The organism is Aliivibrio salmonicida LFI1238, from assembly GCF_000196495.1.
Lineage (GTDB): Bacteria > Pseudomonadota > Gammaproteobacteria > Enterobacterales > Vibrionaceae > Aliivibrio > Aliivibrio salmonicida.
This window is the reverse complement of sequence record NC_011313.1, coordinates 1,035,537-1,058,224: the sequence shown is the minus strand read 5'-3', so window position 1 is coordinate 1,058,224 and position 22,688 is coordinate 1,035,537. Positions and strand designations below refer to the sequence as shown.

Genomic DNA, 22,688 nt, shown 5'->3' with positions numbered 1-22,688 from the left:
GTGGTGTTTTTATTTTTGTCAAAGGTAACAAGTCGTTTTCATTTAACGCATTTATAATCAATTTTTTAAGGTTATCTTCTTGTTGTTTTATATAAAATAAATGGTTTAAACAAAGGCTAGTTAGAATGAAAATGGAAAGAAATGAGATAATTTACAGCATCTTAGATCGAGTATAATAAGAGATCTGGCTTGTTCATCTTCTATTCAGAAATAGAATGGTAGAGTGAACCTTCATTTATAAAGAGAGTAAAAATATGAAACAAATGATAGCGACGATATTTGCTTTATTCGTAGGTTTTTTTGTTCTGGTATCTAGTCTAATCTTTGCCATTGGATTTAGTATGATCGGCTTTATTATGTCAAAAACACGCAGTAAAAAAGCTGACAAAGAAGCAAGAATCATTGAAGGCGAATGCTCGAATGTGACGTATTACTGAGCATATTCAGTGGTCGAATTGAATTAACGTGAATAAAGAGAAAGAAATCACATAGGAAAGATGAATTCTAACGTTACCTGTGGGATATTTACCTTATTAAACTGGTCTCAATTACTGACTGATTGAAAAACCATGCTGATTAAAGAATAAGGTGTAGAGGTGAACGTGGAAAAACTGATAATTGTGATTGATTTTTTATTGGCGCACAAAATGGTATTTAGTGTTCTTATCATCAGCCTTGTTTTACTTGTGCGTCATTTTTCGGTTAAACGGATCCGTGGTGATATTGCTTTCTTAACGGAAGATCAGCGTAAATGGATATCACGCACGAAAAACGGCTCATTCAGCTTTATTGTTATTATCTTATTCATTTTATGGAAGTCAGAAATAAATGAATTTGCCTTATCGGTAACCGCGATAGCTGTGGCGATAGTGGTGGCATCTAAAGAAATCATTCTATGTTTTACGGGATCGATTCAGCGAGCAAGTTCTCGCTCTTTTAGAATTGGTGATTGGATAGAAGTCGGAACATTGTGTGGGGAAGTTATCGAGCACAATATGATGGCGACAGTAATACAAGAAATCGATTTACACCACGGACAGTATAATTACACTGGAAAAACCGCGACCTTACCTAACAGTATGTTCTTCACTTACCCCGTTAAAAATCTTAATTTCATGAAGCGTTATGTTTATCATCAGTTTTCTATTTGTGTGCGAGATTTTGTTAATTTATACCCAACCTTGCCCGGTTTATTAGAAAAAATAGATACGCACTGTGAAGAGTTTATTGAGGTAGCTCGACGCTATAATGGCGTGATTGAAAAGCATGCGGGGGTTGATTTACCTGGCTCTGAGCCACATATACATATTTCTAGCACATCGACAGGGGAGCAAAAAGTGTATTACGTTATTTTCTGTCCAACCGAAAAAGCGTCTCATTTAGAACAACTTATTCGCCAAGATTTTATGGAGATGTATGAAAAGACGTTTCCTAAAATAGAAGACTAGCATCGTTATTTATTCCTGCTAACGAGTCATATTATTTAATGCATTCGGCCTACTTAAATTAAGTAGGCCGAATTGTATGTAAAAATAAATGAGTTGAGCCACGTTATGAATACGCTGGATTGATCGCCCCTGTTAAGATTGCTTTTGACACGCTTTGGCAGCGATTAGTTGTGCCAAGTTTTGTTTGTGAATTAGTTAAATGAAACGCGACAGTGCGTTCTGTACATCCAAGAATGATCGATATTTCCCACGAACTTTTCCCTTCGCAAGCCCATGCTAAACATTCTTTTTCTCGCTTTGTTAAATCATGAGTTGATTCAGTATTATTTTTGTTAATCCGATAATAACTATCTAAAAGAGCTGGGATAATAAGAGGTATATACATACAAGCCGTGGAAAAGAGACAGTCAGTAGATTGTTTTTTATTTGAATGAGCAAAGCTAATCATTCCAAAGCTTCCATTTACAGAGTGAATTGGAAAACTAAACCCTGAGTATAATCCCAATGATTTTGCTTCTTGGATTACGTTAGGCTTGTTTGTTTTGAGTGTTTTTTTTCCAAATATGTCCCAAAGAATAGGTGAGTGATTAAAAAAACAGTAATCTACAATAGGGTCATATTTAATTAAATTGGTCTCATCATAATGATCGCGCCATTTTTGTGGGTAATTATCTAAGATCAACACATCTGGTTTTATCATGGATTTATTAGAAATTATAGAAAACAAATAATATTCACAATTAAGAGTGTTAGCTACTTCTATTAAACATTGATTAATTTGATCATTACTGCTTGATGAATTTATTTTAGTGATGATTTTTAATGTGTCATGAGGAGCGATATAGTTCATTACGTTTCTCTTTATCTGACGGTTATTATTATATTGCTTTTTGTTATATTTGTTATTATAAAAATCTTATAGCATTAAATTAAATGAACAATGCTGTATTAACACCTTAGATGTGATCTGGATCTCATGTTTTTGTTGTTTTTTTGTTATTTGTTCAATAAAACAATGCCACACCAACACTTAAGTGTGATGACCGTTCCATATTTAATGTCGCTTCATGTTGTGTAATTAGGAGCGATACTCTGTAAAGTTATACAGGTTTACCTAAATAATTACCCTGTTATAGTTTTCTAAAATAAAGAAACAGAGTGATGACAATAGCTTTAAAAGTAGGTTGTAAATATTAGTTATCAAGTTTGAACAAAAGGGTTCAATTAAATAATGTATTTTAAATATCATTAATATAATAATTTCTTATAGTATACATTTGATTGTTATGAATAATTATCGTGTTGTTTAATTAATGTGTTATTTCTAATAAGAATAGATAAATCAACAATTATATTTCTGAAATAAATGTTAACTTAATATTTTTCCAATAGGCTAGTTATGTTTTAAGTCTATGTAAATTATGAGTTTAATAAAAATTTAATATTTTTTTTATTTTAAAAATATCTTAATAAGGAATAGAATGATTAAAAAAATTCCAACTATCATCGGCGGTGTAATTCAAGATGAAAGGGGCTTGAGAGAGTTAATATTAACAAATGAGACTAAGGTATTAATTTCTATTATTGACGACAATCATATTAAAAGCATCATTGATAATGAAGTTGTTAATAATTTAAGATTAAATCAAGTAGTTAACTTTTTATATACGGTTGGACAGCGATGGAGAAGTGAAGAATATACTCGTCGACGAACATATATTCGAGATTTGACAAATTTTCTTGGTTATTCAAATGAAATGGCAAAACTAGAAGCGAATTGGATTGCCATGTTGTTATGCTCTAAAAGTGCCTTATATGACATTGTCCAACATGACTTAGGATCATTGCATATTATTGATGAGTGGATCCCTCAAGGGGATTGTTATATTAAAGCATTACCAAAAGGAAAATCAGTACATTTGTTGGCAGGTAATGTCCCTCTATCTGGAGTGACCTCTATTCTTCGAGCTATTTTGACTAAGAATGAATGCATTATTAAAACGTCTTCCACTGACCCTTTTACTGCTACCGCTTTAGTCTCCAGTTTTATCGATGTTAATGCCGACCATCCTATTACTCGTTCAATGTCAGTAATGTACTGGTCTCATAATGAAGATATGTCATTGCCGAAAAAAATAATGAATCATGCTGATGTTGTTGCCTGGGGCGGGGATGAAGCTATTAAATGGGCAGTAAAGCATTCGCCACATCATGTCGATATTGTGAAATTTGGGCCTAAAAAAAGTTTGAGCATCATTGATGATCCTGAAGACATAACAGCCGCTGCGACAGGCGTTGCTCATGATATCTGTTTCTATGATCAACAAGCGTGTTTTTCTACGCAAAACATTTATTACATAGGTAATAAATTAAACTTGTTTATTGATGAACTAGAAAAAAAATTAAATGTGTATGCCAAAATATTACCTAAAGGATGTCAAAATTTTGATGAAAAAGCCGCTTTCACTTTAACTGAGAAAGAGTGTTTATTTGCGGGTTATCAAGTTAGAAAAGGGGAAAATCAAAGTTGGATAATTATTCAATCTCCTTTAGATGCGTTTGGGAATCAACCATTATCTCGGTCGGTATATATCCATCAGGTTTCTAGTATTGAAGATATTCTTCCTTTCATTAATAAAAATACGACACAAACCGTTTCAATTGCTCCATGGGAGTCATCATTTAAATACAGAGATGAACTGGCTAAGCATGGCGCAGAACGTATTGTTGAATCTGGTATGAATAATATATTCCGCGTTGGTGGGGCGCATGATGGTATGCGTCCACTACAGTATCTCGTTAATTATGTATCACAAGAAAGGCCGTTCAACCACACAACAAAAGATGTTGCCGTAGAAATAGAACAAACACGTTATTTAGAAGAAGATAAATTTCTAGTCTTTGTCCCTTAATATAAAAGGAAACTATATTCTCAACAATTGATCATGTCATCTCCCTTGAAAATGGTAAAACACTTCGAGTTTGGGAAACATTGCCCAAAGAAAATACATTAAAAAAGAATAATACGATTCTGATTGCCTCGGGTTTTGCTCGGCGAATGGATCATTTTGCGGGATTGGCTGAATACCTCTCAAGTAACGGATTTCATGTTATTCGTTATGATTCTCTTCATCATGTTGGGTTGAGTAGCGGTGACATTAACGAATTTTCAATGTCGATTGGTAAAGACAGCTTGCTAACAGTAATAGACTGGCTTAAAGGACGTAATATTGAAAAGTTAGGTCTTATTGCTGCCAGTTTATCTGCTCGAATTGCTTATGAAATAGCAAATGAAATTGACTTGTCTTTTCTGGTGACGGCTGTGGGTGTTGTAAATCTTCGTGATACGTTGGAGAGAGCTCTAAAATACGATTATCTGCAATTGCCAATTGAAAAACTACCAGAAGATCTTGATTTTGAAGGGCATAATTTAGGGTCAGAAGTTTTCGTTACGGATTGCTTTAAGCACAAGTGGGACACGTTAGACTCGACGATAAATAAAATGAAAAATTTGGATGTTCCATTTATTGCCTTTACTGCTAATGATGATAATTGGGTCAAGCAAAGTGAAGTTTTGGATCTGCTTATTAGCCTTAATTCCGAGAAATGTAAACTCTATTCTTTAATTGGTAGTTCTCATGATTTAGGTGAAAATTTAGTGGTATTACGAAATTTTTATCAATCAGTAACTAAAGCGGCCATCGCTTTAGACAATGACTCGTTGGATCTTGATGTCAATATGACAGAGCCACGATTCGAAGACATAACGAGCGTGACTGTAAAAGAGCGTCGATTAAAAAATCAAATTGAAAATGAGTCTCTAGAATTGGTGTAATTATCATAGCTAAATAAACCATTATATAAAAGTAAAGGAAGATATTATGAAGTTCGGAAATATTTGTTTTTCATACCAACCACCAGGCGAAAGCCACAAGCAAGTGATGGATCGTTTTGTTCGACTCGGTGTTGCATCCGAAGAACTTGGTTTTGATACTTATTGGATTCTTGAGCACCATTTTACTGAATTTGGTCTTACCGGTAATCTGTTTGTTGCCGCTGCTAATTTGCTTGGCCGAACAAAAACGCTGAATGTTGGAACAATGGGGGTTGTAATACCAACGGCTCACCCTGTTCGACAAGCTGAAGATGTTTTGTTACTTGATCAAATGTCCAAGGGGCGTTTTAATTTTGGTGTTGTTCGAGGTTTATACCATAAAGATTTCCGAGTGTTTGGCGTCAATATGGAAGATTCACGCGAAATAACGCAACATTTTCATCAGATGATAACGGCGAGTTTGAAATCTGGGATGATAAGTTCAAATAATGAACATATTGAGTTTCCTGATGTTGATATTTACCCCAAAGGGTACTCCAAAGAAGTGGCAACGTGCATGACGGCTGAATCTGCCAGTACAACCGAGTGGTTAGCTAAGCAAGGGTTACCCATGGTGTTAAGCTGGATTATTGGAACCAATGAAAAAAAAGCTCAAATGGAACTTTATAATGAAATTGCGACAGAATATGGACACGATATAGCGACTATTGACCATTCGATGACATTTATTTGCTCAGTTGATCATGATGGGGATAAAGCTCGTGAAGTGTGTCGATCATTCCTCGCTAATTGGTATGACTCTTATGTCAATGCGACGAACATATTTAAAGATAGTAATCAAACTCGTGGCTACGATTATCACAAGGGTCAGTGGCGAGACTTTGTTTTACAAGGTCATACTAATACAAATAGACGTGTTGATTATAGTCATGAAATTAATCCGGTAGGTACGCCTGAAGAATGTATCGAAATAATTCAACGAGACATTGATGCTACGGGTATTACAAATATTACCTGTGGCTTTGAAGCAAATGGCAGCGAAGATGAAATTGTCGCTTCTATGGATCGTTTTATGACGCAAGTTGCCCCTTTTCTGAAAGACCCTAAGTAACGATACGTACTTAAATTTAATATAGTAAGGAATACATTATGAAATTTGGATTATTCTTCCTCAATTTTCAATCTAATGGATCTACTTCAGAAGAAACACTCGATAATATGATCAATACGATCGCTCTCGTTGATTCTTATGATTATCATTTTGATACTGTTTTTATTAATGAACACCACTTTTCTCTTAATGGTATCGTTGGTGCCCCTATTACGGCGGCTGGGTTTTTACTCGGGTTAACAAATAAACTGCACATTGGTTCTTTAAACCAAGTGATTACTACTCATCATCCCGTACGTGTAGCAGAAGAATCGAGTTTATTAGATCAGATGTCTGAAGGCCGTTTTATTCTTGGTTTGAGTGACAGTGAAAATGACTTTGAAATGATCTTCTTCAAGCGTGACTTAGCCTCTAGACAGCAACAATTTGAAGCCTGTTATGAGATTATAAATGAGGCATTAACGACGGGTTATTGCCATCCTCAGAATGATTTTTATGACTTTCCGAAGGTGTCGATAAATCCCCACTGTTTTAGTGAGAATGGACCTAAACAATACGTGGTTGCAACCAGTAAAGAAGTGGTTTCATGGGCTGCTAAAAAAGCATTGCCTTTAACGTTTAAGTGGGAAGATAGCCTTGCTGTTAAAGAAAGTTATTCGGTACTTTATAATAAAACCGCAAAACAATATGGTATTGATGGTTCTAATATCGATCATCAGTTAACGCTGATTGTTAATTTAAATGAAAATGGTGATGTTGCTCGTGAAGAAGTAAAACAATATTTACATGATTATATTATTGAAACGTATCCAAATATTGATCATGAAGAAAAAATAAATACGATCATTAAAGAAAACGCAATTGGTACTTATAATGATTATTATGAATCAACGAAATTGGCAATTGAAAAAACAGGGGTAAAGACTATTTTACTCTCTTTTGAATCAATGTTAGATAAAGATAATGTTAAAAATGTTATTGATATGGTTAATCAAAAAATAGTTAAAAACCTTGCTTAAGAGTATATAAAAAGAATGACAGAATTAACTCTGCCATTCTTTTATACATATTTATTACTTCAATAGCTTAGGAGTCACATGAATAGTCAAGCAACGATTGAAAAAAATAAAATTATAGCAAGTTCAGAAATTGATGATCTTATATTTATGAGTACGCCACAAGAATGGACATCTGATGAGCAGAAAGAGATTCAAAATAAACTGGTTCGAGAGGCATTTCATTATCATTACAATAGAAATAAAGAGTATAGGGAATATTGTACAACTCAACATATGAGTGAAAATATTCATTCAATTGATGATATTCCAGTCTTTCCTACTTCTGTTTTTAAATATTTAAAACTGCATACCTTAGGTGAGGATGAAATTGAAAACTGGTATACGAGCAGTGGCACTAGTGGTCTTAAAAGTCATATTGCCCGCGATCGCCTTAGTATTGAACGTCTACTTGGTTCTGTTAATTTTGGAATGAAATATGTCGGTGATTGGTTTGAGCATCAAATGGAATTAGTTAACCTTGGCCCAGATCGTTTTAATACTAATAATGTTTGGTTTAAGTATGTGATGAGTCTGGTTGAGTTACTTTATCCCACTGAGTTTACCGTTAATGATGATGATATTGATTTTGAAAAAACCGTGCATCACTTATTTCGTATTTATAAGACAAAAAAAGATATGTGCTTAATTGGCCCTCCTTATTTTGTGTATCTCTTATGTAAATACATGAATGAGCATAATATTAAATTCGATGCTGGGAAGCGATTACATGTTATTACTGGTGGGGGGTGGAAGTCGAATCAAAATGAGTCTTTAAATCGTAATGATTTTAATCAAATGGTGATGGATACCTTTCAGTTAGATAATGTAAATCAAATTCGCGATACATTTAATCAAGTTGAGCTAAATACGTGTTTTTTTGAAGATGAATTTCAAAGAAAGCGAGTACCACCGTGGGTGTACGCTAGAGCGCTTGATCCTGAGACATTACAGCCTGTTACTGATGGTGAACCAGGGTTGTTGAGCTATATGGATGCATCATCAACTGGTTATCCTGCTTTTATTGTGACGGATGATATTGGTATTATTCGCCATATTAAAGTACCAGACCCATACCCAGGAACAACGATTGAAATAGTCAGAAGGCTAAATACCCGAGCTCAAAAAGGATGCGCTCTCTCTATGGCAAGTTCACTGAAATAGATAATGAGATAAGGATTATATATGCGAGTTAACTGCAAAGTATCAAAAATAGAATCAGTAAAAAACAATATATACAAAGTATACATAACACCAGAAAATGTTATTGATTTTAAAGCGGGTCAATATCTATTTATTGATTTAAATGATAAAAAACAACCATTCTCGATTGCAAATTGTCCAACAGAAAAAGGAGTGATTGAGTTACATATCGGTAGTTCTGATAAAAGTAGCTCATTAGATGCAATGGAATTTTTTGTAGATGCTTTAATTAAAAATAAGAATATCGAAATTGATGCACCTCACGGCGAAGCATGGTTACGTGATGACAGCAGTAAACCACTACTATTAATTGCGGGTGGTACAGGGCTTTCCTATATTAATAGTATCCTAAAAAATTGTTTGAATAGAGGATTCACTCAGCCAATTTACATTTATTGGGGAGTGAAAAATAGTGATTTTTTATATGCAGATAGTGAATTGGCGACATTATCAATACAGCATAGTAATTTGCACTATGTGCCAGTTGTTATTGAAGATAGTGAAGAGCGTTGGTTAGGAAAAAAAGGAACGGTTCTTTCTGCGGTAATGGGTGACTTTGCGGATCTAACATTATTTGATATTTATGTGTGTGGCCCGTTCATGATGGCTAAGGCAGTAAAAGAGCAATTGATATTAGAAAAAAATGCAAGGCCAGATCAAATGTTTGCTGATGTTTTTTCGTATATATAATTAAGAACTGAGTATGAAAATTAGAAGTCCGACTGCGTTATTCTACATAGTCGGATCCTATTATTAATATAACGGGTTCATTGCTCTTGTTAAGATCGCTTTTGATATACTTTGGCAGCGGTTATTTGCTCCAAGCTTTAGCTGTGAGTTTGCTAAGTGAAAGGTAACCGTTCGTTCAGAGCAACCTAATATTTTTGAAATTTCCCATCGACTTTTTCCTTCACAACTCCAAATTAAGCATTCTTTTTCTCGTTTTGTTAACTTTGTGTGTACCTGTTGATCTTCTTTAGTTATTCGCTGATTGCTATCTAGTAATTCAGGAAGAATTAAGGGAACGCTCATGCAGGCATTAAGAAAAAGGTTATCGATATACTTTTCTTTTTGAGAACTCGCAAAACTTATCATGCCAAACCCCCCATCCTTTGTATGAATAGGGAAACTGAATCCAGAATATAACCCTGATATTTTAGCTTCTTCAATCACATTTATTTGATTACTCATTTTTTTTTGTTTTTCAAAAATACTCCAATTAATAGGGGAGTGATGAGAAAAGCTATAGTCAACAATAGGGTCATCTTTAATAAGATTCGCTTCATCGTAATAGTTTCGCCAATATAATGGGTAGTTATCTAAAATTTTAATATCAGATTTGATCATGGTTTTTTGACTAATAATAGCTAATAAATAATACTCGCAATGGAGTATTTTGGTTAGTTCTTGTAGGCATAAACTCATGTCGTTGTTGGTTTGAGATAATCGAATTTTATTGATGATTTCAAGCGTTACGTTTATGTTGACTAGGTTCAAATCTGTGTCCTTTACTTGACGGTACAGCGGTGTTATTACCCATTAAGTGTTAATGTTGTATATAACATTAAATTAAATTATTAGAGAGAATAATTCGTCATAAATCCGATTTTGCTCACACATTAAAGATGATTCTGTGCTCTAAAAATAAGATTCATTCCTGTAATATTGTACAGGTTATAAGGAGTAAATTTGCCTGCTATAGTCAGTTAAAAGATTAAAGGGGGTCAGGATGACAATAATGATAAGAAAATCCGAGTTTACTACTATTCCTATGCATGAATACAATGGAATACTTAGTCTACGTTATCAAGTGTTTAAACAAAGATTACAATGGGACTTACTTTCAGAAAATGATCTTGAATCCGATCAATATGATAACTCTGAAGCGGCATATATATACGCTTGTGATGATGCTGAAAAGGTAAATGGATGCTGGCGTTTAATACCAACGACAGGTGATTATATGTTGAAAACAGTATTCCCTGAATTACTTGGTGATCAAGCTGCGCCAAACGATCCTAGCGTTGTGGAATTAAGTCGTTTTGCTGTTGGAAAACATAGTTCAAAAATGAATGAGTCAGCAAGCGAAATCACAATGAAGCTTTTTGAAGCGATCTATATACACGCAATAAGCCATGGAATTACTGAATATGTAACAGTTACATCGACAGCAATTGAGCGTTTTTTAAAGCGAATTAAAGTGCCTTGTCACCGTATTGGCGATGAACAAGTACATCTATTAGGTGAAACAAAATCGGTCGTTTTATCAATGCCGATTAATGAACAATTTAAAAAGGCTGTATTAATATAATAATAACGTAAGTTGGCATAACTATAAAAATAATTCTTTAGTAAATTATTGTGGTTAATAAATTGTGGCGATTTATTAGTTGTAATTCTCTAATAGTTTAGATAAAGAAAATAGAAGTAATATTTAACAGAATAATTTTAGATAAACAAAGAGATATTCTTTGTGTTTATTTCTATGATTATATTTTTGTTAATTGGGTAAAAATTATCGGATAAGTAATTAACTTATCCGATTTTTTATTTTAATGCATCGAGCGGTAGCCAAGTGACTTCTACACCTGCTTGTGAAAACATGTCTTGGCTGATCTGGATCTTCTCACCCCAACGAGATAAGAAATCTTCCGTTTGCTCTGGGCAATACACTTTTGAAATACCTGTTTGAATGATTTTTGCCGCACAGTTAGGGCAAGGGAAATGGGTTACCCAAATATCGCAATCTTCTAAATCACGCTTAGCGAATAAAATCGCATTCTCTTCTGCATGAAGTGTTTTTAAATACTTCAATTCGCGATCATCGGTATCAGCACTGTCTGATACGCCGTGAGGGTATCCGTTGAATCCGACAGACACAATGCGATTGTGCTTTGTTATGACAGCACCCACTTGCGTTGAGGGATCTTTACTCCAAGAGCCGACTAATTCAGCCATCTGGAAAAATCGTTTTGCCCATTTAGAAACCATAATTCAGCCCTTTGTCTCTGTATTTAACTAATATAAATTTATCTATATCATAAGCTTATAACACAGTTTGTGACTGTCAATAAGCGTAAAGCATCAATCGTTATTAATAACGCTCAATCTATCCGAAAACCGGATGGATACCAACTTTTTCAATCTTAAATACTGTCATAGAATCGCCTCAATTCATTGTTGTTACTGAGGTAAATTATGACAACATTTCATGCAGATTCATCCATTACTCGTACTTTTTGGCGTTATGCCATCCCTTCTATAGCTGCAATGGTGGTGAGTGGACTGTATCAAATTATCGATGGGATCTTTGTGGGTCACTATATCGGATTTGAAGGGCTGGCTGGTATTAATATGGCGTGGCCAGCAATATGCATATTAGGCGCTTTGGGTGTCATGATAGGTATGGGAACCGGCAGTGTTATGTCTATTTATCGGGGCCAAAATAAATTAGAAAAAACAAAAGTCGCGTTAACGACAGGGTTTTGGTTACTCGTCATATTAAGCCTTATTGCGATTATTTGTATTGTCTTTTTGGCTGAAAATATTTTGTATGCCCAAGGGGCTGAAGGTAAAAACTTTAAGTTTGCGATGGATTACATCAATATCTTAATGTTTGGTGGATTCTTTACTGCGTGTGCAACGGCTTTACCAATGCTGGTGAGAAACGATGAATCACCGAATGTAGCGACTTTTTTATTGGTGGTTGGTGCATTAATTAATATCGTACTGGATTATCTATTTATCGGTGTGATGGGCTTAGGGTTATCAGGGGCAGCATTAGCAACGTTGATTGCACAAGCGGTTGTTACAGTGCTTGGTATTCATTATTTCTTTACTAAGCGATCAAGTATTCAATTGACGATGAAAGAAGTGTTGTTTTCTCGTGTAATAAGGCAAAGCAATCTTTAGCGTTAGGCTCTTCGGCATTGGTTATGTATATGTACGGCAGTTTTGTGGTTGCTATGCATAACGCGTTAATGATGCATTATGGCTCGGCAACGACAGTCGGGGCATATGCGATAGTTGGCTACCTATTTATGTTGTATTACCTTCTTGCCCAAGGCATTGCGGAAGGCGCACAGCCGCCGATCAGTTACTATTTTGGATCACAAGAAAACAAGAAGGTGTACCAAATATTTAAATTGGCACTCAAGTGGGTCACAATTACAGGCATTGCTTGGGTCGGTATATTGAATATTTCACCAGAATTTACGACGGCTTTATTTACAAATGGTGATCAATCATTAATCGCGGAAACCATTGTTGGTATTCGTTACCATTTATTCGCTATTTTCTTAGATGGCATTATTGTGTTGGTGACGATTTATTTCCTATCGGTGAATGAAGGTAAGAAGGCAATGGTGATCTCAATCAGTAATATTATTATTCAATTGCCATTTTTACTTATACTACCTAAATGGTTTGGTATTGATGGAGTATGGCTAGCGATGCCAATTTCAAACATCGCGTTGATAGTGTGTATTGCGCCAATGGTTTGGAATCATTTAAAAACACAAAAAATAATACAACCAATGCCATTAGCGGCTATTCTTCAGCACACAAACCACGTGTGATTCGAATAAAGAAAGAATAAAAATAGGAAGTTTTTTATTCGAGTTTGTGCTCTTTTTATTTAACTCTAATCGAATAGACTTAACCATAGGTCTATTCGATTTTTTTGATTAAGGAAGAAAAATGACAGAGTTTGAGAAAATGATAAATGGACAGATATTTAATGGTGGCGATCCTGAAATAGATGCCATTAGAACTCGCGCCACTCAAACCTTATCTGCGTTTAACCAAGCAACGGATCAACTTAAGCGCAGTGAGCTACTTAGTGAATTGTTTACTCAATTTGGTCAAAGCGTTATTCAATCTCCGTTCTCATGTGAGTTTGGTAAAACGATTTCTATTGGTAACCAAACGTTTATTAATATGAATGTGATCATGCTTGATGGAGGCTCAATAACCATTGGTAATAATGTATTGATTGCGCCTAATGTTCAGTTTTATACGGCATCACACTCGCTTGATTATCAAAGTCGTCGACGTTGGGAGACTTTTTGTAAGCCAATCGTTGTTGAAGATGATGTGTGGATCGGGGGCAGTGTCGTAATAAACCAAGGCGTCACCATCGGGGCTCGATCGGTCGTTGCGGCAAATTCAGTCGTTAATCATGATGTACCTGCGGATTGCCTTTATGGTGGAGTACCCGCAAAATTAATTAAACGACTCGATCAAAATTAACAGTATATACGCCATTTTTGAGGTTAACTTGTCGATAAATATTATATTATTAATTTATATATAACTTTATTAACAGCCGTTTAAAATTAGGTCAATATAGTTATTGACCTAATCGCAAATCAGGAATATAAGAATATAAAAATTACAGCCTATTTTAGCTGTAATAGTCTATTTATTAGTTAGAGGTTTACATTGGATATTGCCATTTTACTTTTTTTAATTGTGATTAATGGTGTGTTTGCTATGTCAGAAATTGCATTGATGACAGCAAAAAAGAGTCGATTACAAAAATTAGCGGCAGAAGGAAGTAAGTCTGCGGCAAGAGCGATAAAACTGGGTGAAGACCCAACACAATTTTTATCTACCGTACAAATAGGTATTACCGTTATTGGTATCCTTAACGGTATTTTGGGCGAAGCCGCCCTTGCGGGTCCATTGTCTGAGTTGATTATATCCTTAGGCGTTCCAGCAACCCTTGCACCGACGATTTCAACAATCTCAACGGTAGTTATTATTACGTACGTTTCTATTGTTGTGGGTGAGCTTGTACCAAAACGTATCGCTCAGTTCCATGCAGAGCGTATCTCGACGTTAATTGCAGGCCCTATTGGGTTGCTTGCATTAATCTCTAGACCGTTTGTCTTCCTATTGTCTATTTCTACCAATGGGATATTGCGTTTGTTTGGCCGTTCTAACACGGATGAAGCATCGATTACTGAAGATGATATTCATGCATTATTGCATGAAGGATCAGAGCAAGGCGTGATAGAAAAACAAGAACACACAATGATGCGCAATATCTTCCATTTAGATGATAGAAAAGTCGCTTCATTAATGACGCCAAGAAGTGAATTAGTCTATTTTGATATTGAACAATCGTGGGATGAAAACTTACCTAAATTGTTGCGTTCAGACTATTCAATCTATCCCGTAACACGCGGTGGCATGGATCACGTTCTGGGTTTCACAACGTCTCGATTCTTATTAAAAGCGTCTCATCAAGAACATCGTACAAAATGGGTAATGCGTAACTTATTACCATGTTTAACGATTCTAGAGAACAAATTCGGCAGCCAATTGCTTGAGTTATTAAGAACCACAGGCGAAGAAATTGCGCTTGTTGTGGATGAATACGGTGATGCTCAAGGTATTGTGACTCAAAAAGATTTATTGGAAGCGCTTGCGGGTGAATTTAAGTCAGAAAACCCAAATGATTCATGGGCTGATCAAGTATCAGATGAAGAATGGGTACTTGATGGGTCCATCCCAATCACGGTATTAAAAGACACATTAAATCTAAAAACATTGCCTGAAGAGAAAGAGGCAGATTATCAAACCTTAACTGGTATGTTTATGTGGTTAACGAGTAATGTTCCAACGATTGGTGATTCAGTTCAATACCAAGAATGGAATTTTGAAGTACTCTCGATTGATAATAACAGAGCAAGTAAAGTACGAGTTACTCAGATTTAAAAATAAAACCAGTAGCAATTTTTTGATCGTGCTATTTACTGAGATTTTTATTAAAAAAATAAAGGATATGTTGAAAGCGATGATGGATCGTATGAGTGCTTTCATTTGTAGTGCATCATGCTATCTAATTTATGCTGCATTTAATTTATGCTGCATTTAATTATAAATGATTAGTGATAAATAATAAAATCTATGAATAATATAAAGAAAATATTTTTTTAAACTTTGCTTATTTTTCGTTTTGTTTTTTGGAATGTTCTCATCTTTGTTCTATTACAATGCATTATCGATTGAAATTTTAGAAAAGAAAATTAATATTAAATATCAAGAGCTAGTGGATATAACTAAGCGAACTCATAGCTATTATATTAATGCAAATGAAACAATAAGGAACTCGGGTGTTTATAAAGAAGACAATAACGTAGGTGTTATTGTAAATAAGACCGGAAAGGTAAAAGTATTATCACCAGCAATAAGTTTATTGTATCAAATTTTATCTGAAGTTATGAATAAAAAATATATATGGACGGTTGCTATTTTTGAAAAAATTCATGATGTAGATGATGAATATACGGGAAATGCCTACTATAAACCGTTAAGAGATAATTATATTAAAATTAATTACGAATCAAAAAATGATACATTAATGTTAGACCGTATAGTAGAACTAGAAGGTTTAAATGAAACTTATAAAGGGTTTCATAATGATGATATAAGAATAACAGATGTTTATAAAGAAAACTTATCAAATGAAAAAATATATTCTGTTATATATCCGATCTATTTAAATTCAGACTTAGTGTCTGTAATTATTGTTGATATTAAAGACGGTTGGAACGATTCATTAGTTAATGACTTTAGTAATAAAAAATGGAGATATATTACTGAAGCTAAAGGATTTGATTGGGCTACATTTAATATAAAAATACCGTACACATTAAATAATGCATCATTAACTGTGAGTATAGATATATTCAAACTGTTAGCGATTAGTTTTTATATTACTTCTGTTATTTATGTATTTGCGACATTTTTATATCGTTTTTATCTAAGAATTCACCGTGTTCAATGTAATGATCGGATGACCGGTTTTTTGCGTCGAGATTTTATTGAGAATAAATTGAAACGAGTAGAGAAAGCTTTTTTCCTAATTATAGATATAGACTACTTTAAACTAGTTAATGATAACTATGGACATGATGTTGGTGATCAAGTCATCAAAGTCGTAACCCAACGTATAAAAGAGAGCATTAGAGATCATGATATTGCGATTCGGTGGGGTGGTGAGGAGTTTGTTATTATTTTCTATCAAATGGATTTTAATTCTTTTAAAAATAAAGCTGAAATGATTAGAGCAAGAATAGAAAATGAACGAATAGAAGATATGGATATTACAATTTCTATTGGAGGCTCTGAACAGCAAGAATCTGAATTGGCTTTTGAAGCGATAAAAAGAGCAGATAGGGCCCTTTATCAATCAAAAAAATGGGGCGTAATCGTGTGACTTTAGATAGGAATAAATACAATGCGTAAGATAATGGATAATACTTATTTGAAGGTATTCTTATTCTTGTTTCTATTGTATTTTTGTATATTATATCAATATAACAAATTAGAAGCTAATTCATTTAGAATGGAGTTTCATGAAAAAATCACAAAGCTGTATGATACAGTTAGAAAGATTACGCCTTTCTATTTAAATACAACGATGATAGATCTTAATAAAGGAACTTATGTACGTGATAATGTTTCTATTATGGTTGATGAAGACAGTAAGGTGAAAAAATTATCTAGTGGTATTAATTTATTAGAGGCAGAGTTGAGAAACTATATTGGTGATGATTATTGGAGTATAGCGATCCTAGAAAGACTTGAATCTAATATTAACATTGCTCATTTTAAGCCATTGCATGAAGTTCATGTTAGATTGAACTCTAAAGAAGTATCTGATTTAAGTTGGATTGATAGGATTCTAGATAACGAAAATATGTCAAAAGGTTATCAAGCTTTTGCTCAATGTGATCTTAAATTAACAGAACCTTATATAGAGCAATTTACAGGTAAAAATGTTAGAAGTATATTTTATCCAATTTATGAAAATAAGAAATTAAGAGCTATATTTCTTTTGGACATGAAAGTCGGTGTTTTTTCAAATTGGTTAAATGATTTTAATAAAAAAAGATACAGTTTTTTGAACTATGACAGTGATCATGTCCTCTCCTTATCCAGTGATTTGATTGATATACCTTGTACTCCGATAAGTAACAAAATAATTCTATCTATAAACATGGTGAGTTTATTGATGTTAAGTTTAGGTGTTTCCTTTGTTGTAACATGTGTGCTATTTTTAATTAAGAGTTCTCTATATCGATTTCTATATTATTATCGGTTAGATAATATGACAGGATTATATCTACGTGATTTTCAGGAAGAAAAACTGAATCGAACTTCAGGAAAATCGATAATCATCATCGATATTGATAATTTTAAAGCAATTAATGATCAATATGGTCACTTTCACGGCGATCTAGTAATTAAAGAAGTTTGTCATCGAATTAAAAAACACGTGAGAAGAGGTGATATGGCGATTCGATGGGGTGGTGAAGAGTTTATTATTGTTCTTAATCATATATCGGATAGTGAACTACTGAAACGAGCAGAGGCGATTCGAAGGTCAATCGATGTGAAGCCTATTGCTAGGATCTGTGTTTCAGTTTCTATTGGTGCGACAATGGGAAAAAAAATGTCTTTTAAAAAAGCATTTAAGATAGCAGATACTGCATTATATCAATCAAAAAACTCTGGTAGAAACAGGGTTACTGTATTAGAAGATGTAATCTAAATGAAATTTATTATTAATAAATATATAGTTGGCGTTATTGTTATATTTATCTTGTTTGAATGTGCTATCTGTGTCGATTATCAGCAATATGTTGAATCAAACATTAAAAACACGGTTAAAAATATTGAGTTGAAGTTTGATAAAGCAAAAGTGTCAATAGATGAACTCACTCACCTTAAAGATCAGACGTGCCAAGAGATGATGTTACCTTTGCAAAAGATAGTGGCATTAAGTCCTACGATAAATAGCATTTCTATTATTCGAAATGGTCAATATTATTGTAGCTCAATTGTGGGAATGAATATCTCAAAAAAAGCAGTTCCAGAAAAAGAAATTAATATAAAAGAAAAAGATTCATTAACCGGACTACCTGCAATTTCTTATTATCATCGTTATGATGAGGCCAATGGCATTCAGTTTTTCATGAAAGGCATTCCTTTTGACTTAGAAGAAAGCCGAGTGGGGAACGTCATTTTATCCAATCAAGAATACACGATATCAAAAGAGAATCAGTTTGGATTGCACAAAGCCAATGAGGAAGATAATTACCCATCGGCAAAGTATGACTTCTTAATTTTACTTAAGTACGATGCGGCGTCTTCAGTGAAGAATTATTTGATAGATAATAGGCTGGTGATTGTTATTTCATTGCTCGTGATGGCATTACTAAAAGCGTTGTCAGTAAAAAGTACGCTGTTTAATCTGGATTTTTTTACGTTAAGAAAAGCGATAAAACACAATCATATAAAGCCATTTGTGCAACCGATAGTAAATGAAAAAGAACACATTATCGGGGGAGAAGTGCTTGCTCGTTGGATAACCGAAAAAGGGGGGATAATCTCACCGCTTGAGTTTATTCCTAAAATTGAAAAATTTGGTTTGATGAATGCGATGACAAAATCGTTGTTAAGTCAATTAATTGAGTGTTATCAAAACAGCCCGAAAAGCGAGTTAAGGATCAGTGTTAATTTAACGGAAAATTGCTTATATGATGATGAGATATTTCTTCTGTGCAAACAGCTGTGTGACAAGTTTATATTGGTATTAGAGTTCACAGAATCGACTGAGTTTGAAGACAGACAAAAAATCATCTCATACATGCAAAAATTCAGAGCGGTAGGGGTGAAGTTTGCGTTAGATGATTATGGAACGGGCTACTCATCATTGCAGTATTTGAATTATTACCAATTTGATTTTGTGAAAATTGATAAATCATTTATTGATGATATTGAAACAAACAAACAGTCCCTAAAAATAGTAGAGAACATCATTTTACTGGCGAATAATTTGAACATAAATCTGGTGGCGGAAGGGGTAGAAAACAAGAATCAGAAACAGATCCTGAATGATTTGAACATCTCATCGCATCAAGGCTTCTTGTACTTTAAACCGATGCCACTCAATGAGTTTTATTCAAAAGTAAAACGATAAAAGTGACTAAATAGAAATGGAGAGACTAATTAGCCTCTCCATTTTTGTTTGAGTACGTTGGTAGAAGTTAATCAACTATCTTTTAAATAACCAAGTTGGATTTAGTGATTGCCAAGAAATTTCAGTTGTACGATACAATGAGATACTTACAAAGAGCGCAATAGCACCGAGCAGTGAATAAAGCGTTAGAAAGCCAATCCCTGCGTGCGCAAAGCTCATTAGTGGTGTGTTCGAGAGTAAAATTGTTGTTGGTATCTTATAAGTATGTGTTAAGAATAGTGCAATGCCGTCCCATCCTAATATCCATGCAGACATTATCTTGAGTGCATAGCCTCCTAAAAAGACAACAATTAATGGTGAATTACTGACTTGTGAAATGCTAAGGATTAACGCTGCCATCGGTAACATTACAAGGCTAACTAACATCATTCTCCCTATAAATTGCAGCCAGTTAGCAATAATCGAGATGAAGGACGTGTGTTCATGAAGCATCACTAAAACCGTGTCACTTGATAAACTAATGATCCAGAAGAAAAGATTCGCAATCAATACGAGTAAAGAGAAAATCAACGGAATGACAATCAGACCAAACGTCAGTTTTACGGCATGCGTGTACTGGCTTGATATTGGCATACTGCGCCAGAATGCAGAGCTGCCTTCTTTACGTTCCTTTCTGAGTGTTTTTGAGAAATACGTTGTCGTTAACGCTAACGACAAAATACCAGCCACAAAACTCAGCATCATTTCTAAGTCATCAGAAAACTCCGTTGAAAAGGGCGTGAAATCTCCCTGAGTTTGAACTGAAATAAATAAGTTATCTTGTAGGCTTGTGTTCATCATCAAACTGATGAAAAGAGCCACGCCGCAAAGCAAAATGAATAAAGGCACGCGGGTAACGGTTTTGTGTTCAATGAATTCTTTTTCAAGCATAAACAATGATGGACGCATTAGATTGACTCCTTTTGAAGCGTGATAAAGAGTTCGGCTAACGTGCCTTGTGGAATGTTATTCATGTTTTCTTGTTTCACGATTCGGCCTTGCTTTAATATTAGAACATCCGTTAATAGGTGCTCAATTTCAGACACTTCATGACTGGCAATAATCAGACAGCGTTCACCGGCGTTAAACCAAGACGTTAAATGTTGATAAAAGGTATCTCGGTATAATAAATCCAAGCCTAATGTTGGTTCATCTAAAATAAGTACTTTTGTGTTTGTTGCTATCACGATGGCTAAATGAACTTGTACTTTCATGCCTTTAGATAGACTTTTAATGGTGCTTTTTAATTGGATGTCGGTGTTTGCTAAGACGGCGGTGGCTTTATCAATATCAAAACTTGGGTGAATACCAGAGGTGTATTTTAATAATTGCTTTACGCTCATCCATTCAGGTAAGACATTTACATCTGAAATATAGGCAAGATGTTGCATTAACTCAGCATGTTGGTCGATGGGGTGTAACCCATTAATGCGAATATCACCTTGATAGCGGTGTGCGCCGAGCAAGGCATTAATCAGTGTCGATTTTCCTGCCCCATTGTGGCCGAGTAAGCCTAAGACTTGCCCTGCATTAAGATCAAAGCTGATGTCATTAATCGCTTGCTGACTTGAGTCAGAATATTGTTTAGATACGTGCTTTACATGAACAAGAGAAGTCATTTTGTGCCTTTCATTGTTGAAGTTGCTTACTGCTATGGAGTAGCAATACCATGATAAGTTCCGTAAATAAAGGGATGGATGGTAATTATCAGTATTTCAAAAGGGTAGAACCTCTATTTAGCATCCTTGTTTCGGATCTCGTTTCTATGTGCTAATCATTACTTAATCGGTTTATGGCAAAGTAGTGAGACATGTTAAACAGCACGAGTACTTTGGTCGTTAATATGACCAGTTCATTTATGAGTAATAATAATTATAAAATCAAACGGTTTGCAGACCGACTACAAAAAACCTACCAACGTTTTGGCTACGTGTCACTCGATTCAATCGTAAAAAGCTATTATGAACACCGAACTGAATATTCAAATTTCACACCATTTAAACAACATGATTATGTGACCGTTAGTTATCATAAAACGGCGATTTCTCCTCAGCGATTGGACCAAATGCTGTCTTCATTAGAGAAAGCAAACGCGGCCAAGAAATCCCAATTTATTTAATGGCTTCCACTAAGTGTACTTTGGGTTTTCTTATTACTAAATAGACCGCAATAGCCGCAAGCGCGAACCCTACTGCCCCTTGCGTATCAAAGTGTTCACCAAAGATTATCCATGCTTGAAATGCCGTCATTGGCGGAATGAGGTAAAAGGTAGAAGCCACACTTGAAGAATCACCTTGTTTGATCATATAAAGCAACAATAGAATAGCCGTAACTGAGACAACTAACACTAACCACATTAATCCAAAAATGAATTGCGCATTCCATGTCACTACCATCGTTTCATTTAATAACGCGACAGGTAAAAAAACCAATGAGGCAGCGCTGTATTGCCACACCATACTGCCAATGAGATCTGAATTCTGGCAGTATTTCTTTTGATATAACGTGCCAAAAGTAATACCAATTAAGGCAATGAAGGCAAAAAGATACGCTGTGTATTGATTGCTTGTGTCTTGCCATTCCATGTTACCTTGCAGTACCAACGTGATCCCTAGTAAGCCAAGGAATAGACCGACCCATTGCAGGGGAAGTAAACGTTGTTTACCAAAATTAACCAACAATACAGCGGTAAGAATAGGCTGAATACCCACTAATAACGCACATAAGCCAGCCGACATGCCAAGAGAAATCGCTTGGTAGGTGCCACCCAAATAGAACCCATGAATTAATACGCCAGCAATCAAAGAGTGAATGGCTTCTTTTCCTCTTGGAAGGTGAGATTTGAATATGAATAACAGAGCAATGAAAATGATAATATTCGCGATCATTCTAAGAAGAAGGAAAGTTGCAGGCTCTGCAAACTGTAGTCCATACTGAGCACCGATAAAACCAGTACTCCATAAGGCAACGAAGATAAAAGGGACGTATTTAGTTAGCATGA

At 34.7% G+C, this 22,688-nt stretch carries 22 protein-coding genes and 1 pseudogene; 17 read left to right on the top strand and 6 right to left on the bottom strand.

Features of this window, described 5'->3' with window-relative positions:
* Positions 1-254: 254 nt before the first annotated feature.
* Positions 255-437: a hypothetical protein gene (locus tag VSAL_RS21050; protein WP_012552218.1), complete on the top strand. Its 183-nt coding sequence runs from the start codon at positions 255-257 to the stop codon at positions 435-437.
* 165 nt (positions 438-602) lie between these two features.
* Positions 603-1,448, top strand: a complete 846-nt coding sequence (locus tag VSAL_RS21045; RefSeq protein WP_173362146.1) for a mechanosensitive ion channel family protein — start codon at positions 603-605, stop codon at positions 1,446-1,448.
* 103 nt (positions 1,449-1,551) lie between these two features.
* On the opposite strand, the gene VSAL_RS21040 is transcribed toward VSAL_RS21045, so the two are convergent.
* Positions 1,552-2,298 (bottom strand): LuxR family transcriptional regulator, encoded by a 747-nt coding sequence (locus VSAL_RS21040; RefSeq protein WP_012552216.1) that lies wholly within the window; start codon positions 2,296-2,298, stop codon positions 1,552-1,554.
* A gap of 631 nt (positions 2,299-2,929) precedes the next feature.
* Between VSAL_RS21040 and luxC the strand changes: the two genes are divergently transcribed.
* The 6 genes from luxC to luxG all read left to right on the top strand — a co-directional run bounded on the left by luxC (position 2,930) and on the right by luxG (position 9,342).
* Complete coding sequence (luxC, locus tag VSAL_RS21035; protein ID WP_012552215.1) at positions 2,930-4,360, top strand: long-chain-fatty-acyl-CoA reductase LuxC; 1,431 nt, start codon at positions 2,930-2,932, stop codon at positions 4,358-4,360.
* Positions 4,361-4,374: 14 nt separating this feature from the next.
* Positions 4,375-5,283, top strand: coding sequence for an acyl transferase (locus VSAL_RS21030; RefSeq protein ID WP_044583607.1), 909 nt, complete (start codon positions 4,375-4,377; stop codon positions 5,281-5,283).
* A 46-nt stretch (positions 5,284-5,329) separates the two neighbouring features.
* Complete coding sequence (luxA, locus tag VSAL_RS21025; protein ID WP_012552213.1) at positions 5,330-6,394, top strand: luciferase subunit alpha; 1,065 nt, start codon at positions 5,330-5,332, stop codon at positions 6,392-6,394.
* Positions 6,395-6,432: 38 nt separating this feature from the next.
* Positions 6,433-7,413, top strand: a complete 981-nt coding sequence (gene luxB, locus VSAL_RS21020; RefSeq protein WP_012552212.1) for a luciferase subunit beta — start codon at positions 6,433-6,435, stop codon at positions 7,411-7,413.
* Between the two features lie 78 nt (positions 7,414-7,491).
* Complete coding sequence (gene luxE / locus VSAL_RS21015) at positions 7,492-8,613, top strand: long-chain-fatty-acid--protein ligase LuxE (protein WP_012552211.1); 1,122 nt, start codon at positions 7,492-7,494, stop codon at positions 8,611-8,613.
* A 21-nt stretch (positions 8,614-8,634) separates the two neighbouring features.
* Positions 8,635-9,342: a flavin mononucleotide reductase LuxG gene (luxG, locus tag VSAL_RS21010; RefSeq protein ID WP_012552210.1), complete on the top strand. Its 708-nt coding sequence runs from the start codon at positions 8,635-8,637 to the stop codon at positions 9,340-9,342.
* 63 nt (positions 9,343-9,405) lie between these two features.
* On the opposite strand, the gene VSAL_RS21005 is transcribed toward luxG, so the two are convergent.
* Positions 9,406-10,149, bottom strand: a complete 744-nt coding sequence (locus tag VSAL_RS21005; protein ID WP_012552209.1) for a helix-turn-helix transcriptional regulator — start codon at positions 10,147-10,149, stop codon at positions 9,406-9,408.
* A gap of 232 nt (positions 10,150-10,381) precedes the next feature.
* On the opposite strand from VSAL_RS21005, the gene VSAL_RS21000 reads away from it, so the two are divergent.
* Positions 10,382-10,963: an acyl-homoserine-lactone synthase gene (locus VSAL_RS21000; protein ID WP_012552208.1), complete on the top strand. Its 582-nt coding sequence runs from the start codon at positions 10,382-10,384 to the stop codon at positions 10,961-10,963.
* A 236-nt stretch (positions 10,964-11,199) separates the two neighbouring features.
* On the opposite strand, the gene VSAL_RS20995 is transcribed toward VSAL_RS21000, so the two are convergent.
* Positions 11,200-11,643 (bottom strand): dCMP deaminase family protein, encoded by a 444-nt coding sequence (locus VSAL_RS20995; protein WP_012552207.1) that lies wholly within the window; start codon positions 11,641-11,643, stop codon positions 11,200-11,202.
* A 207-nt stretch (positions 11,644-11,850) separates the two neighbouring features.
* Between VSAL_RS20995 and VSAL_RS24025 the strand changes: the two genes are divergently transcribed.
* From VSAL_RS24025 to VSAL_RS20965, 7 genes are all read left to right on the top strand, one after another.
* Entirely contained in the window at positions 11,851-12,564 is a 714-nt protein-coding gene (locus tag VSAL_RS24025; RefSeq protein ID WP_231850945.1) for an MATE family efflux transporter, read from the top strand.
* 29 nt (positions 12,565-12,593) lie between these two features.
* Positions 12,594-13,229 carry an MATE family efflux transporter gene (locus VSAL_RS24020; protein ID WP_231850944.1) on the top strand — a complete coding sequence of 212 codons (636 nt, stop codon included), beginning with the start codon at positions 12,594-12,596 and terminating at the stop codon, positions 13,227-13,229.
* Between the two features lie 121 nt (positions 13,230-13,350).
* Positions 13,351-13,902, top strand: a complete 552-nt coding sequence (locus VSAL_RS20985) for a sugar O-acetyltransferase (RefSeq protein ID WP_012552206.1) — start codon at positions 13,351-13,353, stop codon at positions 13,900-13,902.
* Positions 13,903-14,094: 192 nt separating this feature from the next.
* Positions 14,095-15,375 (top strand): hemolysin family protein, encoded by a 1,281-nt coding sequence (locus tag VSAL_RS20980; protein WP_012552205.1) that lies wholly within the window; start codon positions 14,095-14,097, stop codon positions 15,373-15,375.
* Positions 15,376-15,628: 253 nt separating this feature from the next.
* Positions 15,629-16,879 (top strand): GGDEF domain-containing protein, encoded by a 1,251-nt coding sequence (locus VSAL_RS20975; protein ID WP_012552204.1) that lies wholly within the window; start codon positions 15,629-15,631, stop codon positions 16,877-16,879.
* Between the two features lie 21 nt (positions 16,880-16,900).
* Positions 16,901-18,217 carry a GGDEF domain-containing protein gene (locus tag VSAL_RS20970; protein WP_012552203.1) on the top strand — a complete coding sequence of 439 codons (1,317 nt, stop codon included), beginning with the start codon at positions 16,901-16,903 and terminating at the stop codon, positions 18,215-18,217.
* Positions 18,218-19,648 carry an EAL domain-containing protein gene (locus VSAL_RS20965; protein WP_012552202.1) on the top strand — a complete coding sequence of 477 codons (1,431 nt, stop codon included), beginning with the start codon at positions 18,218-18,220 and terminating at the stop codon, positions 19,646-19,648.
* 75 nt (positions 19,649-19,723) lie between these two features.
* Here the strand turns inward: VSAL_RS20965 and VSAL_RS20960 are convergent, their stop codons facing one another.
* Both VSAL_RS20960 and VSAL_RS20955 read right to left on the bottom strand, forming a co-directional pair.
* Positions 19,724-20,596 carry a membrane protein gene (locus VSAL_RS20960; protein ID WP_012552201.1) on the bottom strand — a complete coding sequence of 291 codons (873 nt, stop codon included), beginning with the start codon at positions 20,594-20,596 and terminating at the stop codon, positions 19,724-19,726.
* A 44-nt stretch (positions 20,597-20,640) separates the two neighbouring features.
* Positions 20,641-21,306 (bottom strand): annotated as a pseudogene (locus VSAL_RS20955) (ABC transporter ATP-binding protein); the annotation flags it as partial.
* Between the two features lie 239 nt (positions 21,307-21,545).
* Here VSAL_RS20955 and VSAL_RS20950 point away from each other — a divergent pair.
* The gene (locus tag VSAL_RS20950) at positions 21,546-21,806 is read left to right on the top strand and encodes a hypothetical protein (protein ID WP_231850943.1); all 261 of its coding nucleotides are present in this window, start codon (positions 21,546-21,548) and stop codon (positions 21,804-21,806) included.
* Here the strand turns inward: VSAL_RS20950 and VSAL_RS20945 are convergent.
* Positions 21,799-22,686 carry a DMT family transporter gene (locus VSAL_RS20945; RefSeq protein WP_012552198.1) on the bottom strand — a complete coding sequence of 296 codons (888 nt, stop codon included), beginning with the start codon at positions 22,684-22,686 and terminating at the stop codon, positions 21,799-21,801. The genes VSAL_RS20950 and VSAL_RS20945 overlap by 8 nt on opposite strands.
* Between the last annotated feature and the right edge of the window lie 2 nt (positions 22,687-22,688).

What these genes read in the sequence shown, in the direction of transcription:
- luxB (WP_012552212.1), top strand. Translation starts at nt 6,433, where the DNA reads ATGAAATTTGGATTATTCTTCCTCAATTTTCAATCTAATGGATCTACT.
- VSAL_RS20965 (WP_012552202.1), top strand. Translation starts at nt 18,218, where the DNA reads ATGAAATTTATTATTAATAAATATATAGTTGGCGTTATTGTTATATTT.
- VSAL_RS20970 (WP_012552203.1), top strand. Translation starts at nt 16,901, where the DNA reads ATGCGTAAGATAATGGATAATACTTATTTGAAGGTATTCTTATTCTTG.
- VSAL_RS20985 (WP_012552206.1), top strand. Translation starts at nt 13,351, where the DNA reads ATGACAGAGTTTGAGAAAATGATAAATGGACAGATATTTAATGGTGGC.
- VSAL_RS20950 (WP_231850943.1), top strand. Translation starts at nt 21,546, where the DNA reads ATGAGTAATAATAATTATAAAATCAAACGGTTTGCAGACCGACTACAA.
- VSAL_RS21000 (WP_012552208.1), top strand. Translation starts at nt 10,382, where the DNA reads ATGACAATAATGATAAGAAAATCCGAGTTTACTACTATTCCTATGCAT.
- VSAL_RS21040 (WP_012552216.1), bottom strand. Translation starts at nt 2,298, where the DNA reads ATGAACTATATCGCTCCTCATGACACATTAAAAATCATCACTAAAATA.
- VSAL_RS20945 (WP_012552198.1), bottom strand. Translation starts at nt 22,686, where the DNA reads ATGCTAACTAAATACGTCCCTTTTATCTTCGTTGCCTTATGGAGTACT.
- luxC (WP_012552215.1), top strand. Translation starts at nt 2,930, where the DNA reads ATGATTAAAAAAATTCCAACTATCATCGGCGGTGTAATTCAAGATGAA.
- VSAL_RS20960 (WP_012552201.1), bottom strand. Translation starts at nt 20,596, where the DNA reads ATGCGTCCATCATTGTTTATGCTTGAAAAAGAATTCATTGAACACAAA.
- luxG (WP_012552210.1), top strand. Translation starts at nt 8,635, where the DNA reads ATGCGAGTTAACTGCAAAGTATCAAAAATAGAATCAGTAAAAAACAAT.
- VSAL_RS24020 (WP_231850944.1), top strand. Translation starts at nt 12,594, where the DNA reads ATGTACGGCAGTTTTGTGGTTGCTATGCATAACGCGTTAATGATGCAT.
- VSAL_RS24025 (WP_231850945.1), top strand. Translation starts at nt 11,851, where the DNA reads ATGACAACATTTCATGCAGATTCATCCATTACTCGTACTTTTTGGCGT.
- VSAL_RS20975 (WP_012552204.1), top strand. Translation starts at nt 15,629, where the DNA reads ATGTTCTCATCTTTGTTCTATTACAATGCATTATCGATTGAAATTTTA.
- VSAL_RS21050 (WP_012552218.1), top strand. Translation starts at nt 255, where the DNA reads ATGAAACAAATGATAGCGACGATATTTGCTTTATTCGTAGGTTTTTTT.
- luxE (WP_012552211.1), top strand. Translation starts at nt 7,492, where the DNA reads ATGAATAGTCAAGCAACGATTGAAAAAAATAAAATTATAGCAAGTTCA.
- luxA (WP_012552213.1), top strand. Translation starts at nt 5,330, where the DNA reads ATGAAGTTCGGAAATATTTGTTTTTCATACCAACCACCAGGCGAAAGC.
- VSAL_RS20995 (WP_012552207.1), bottom strand. Translation starts at nt 11,643, where the DNA reads ATGGTTTCTAAATGGGCAAAACGATTTTTCCAGATGGCTGAATTAGTC.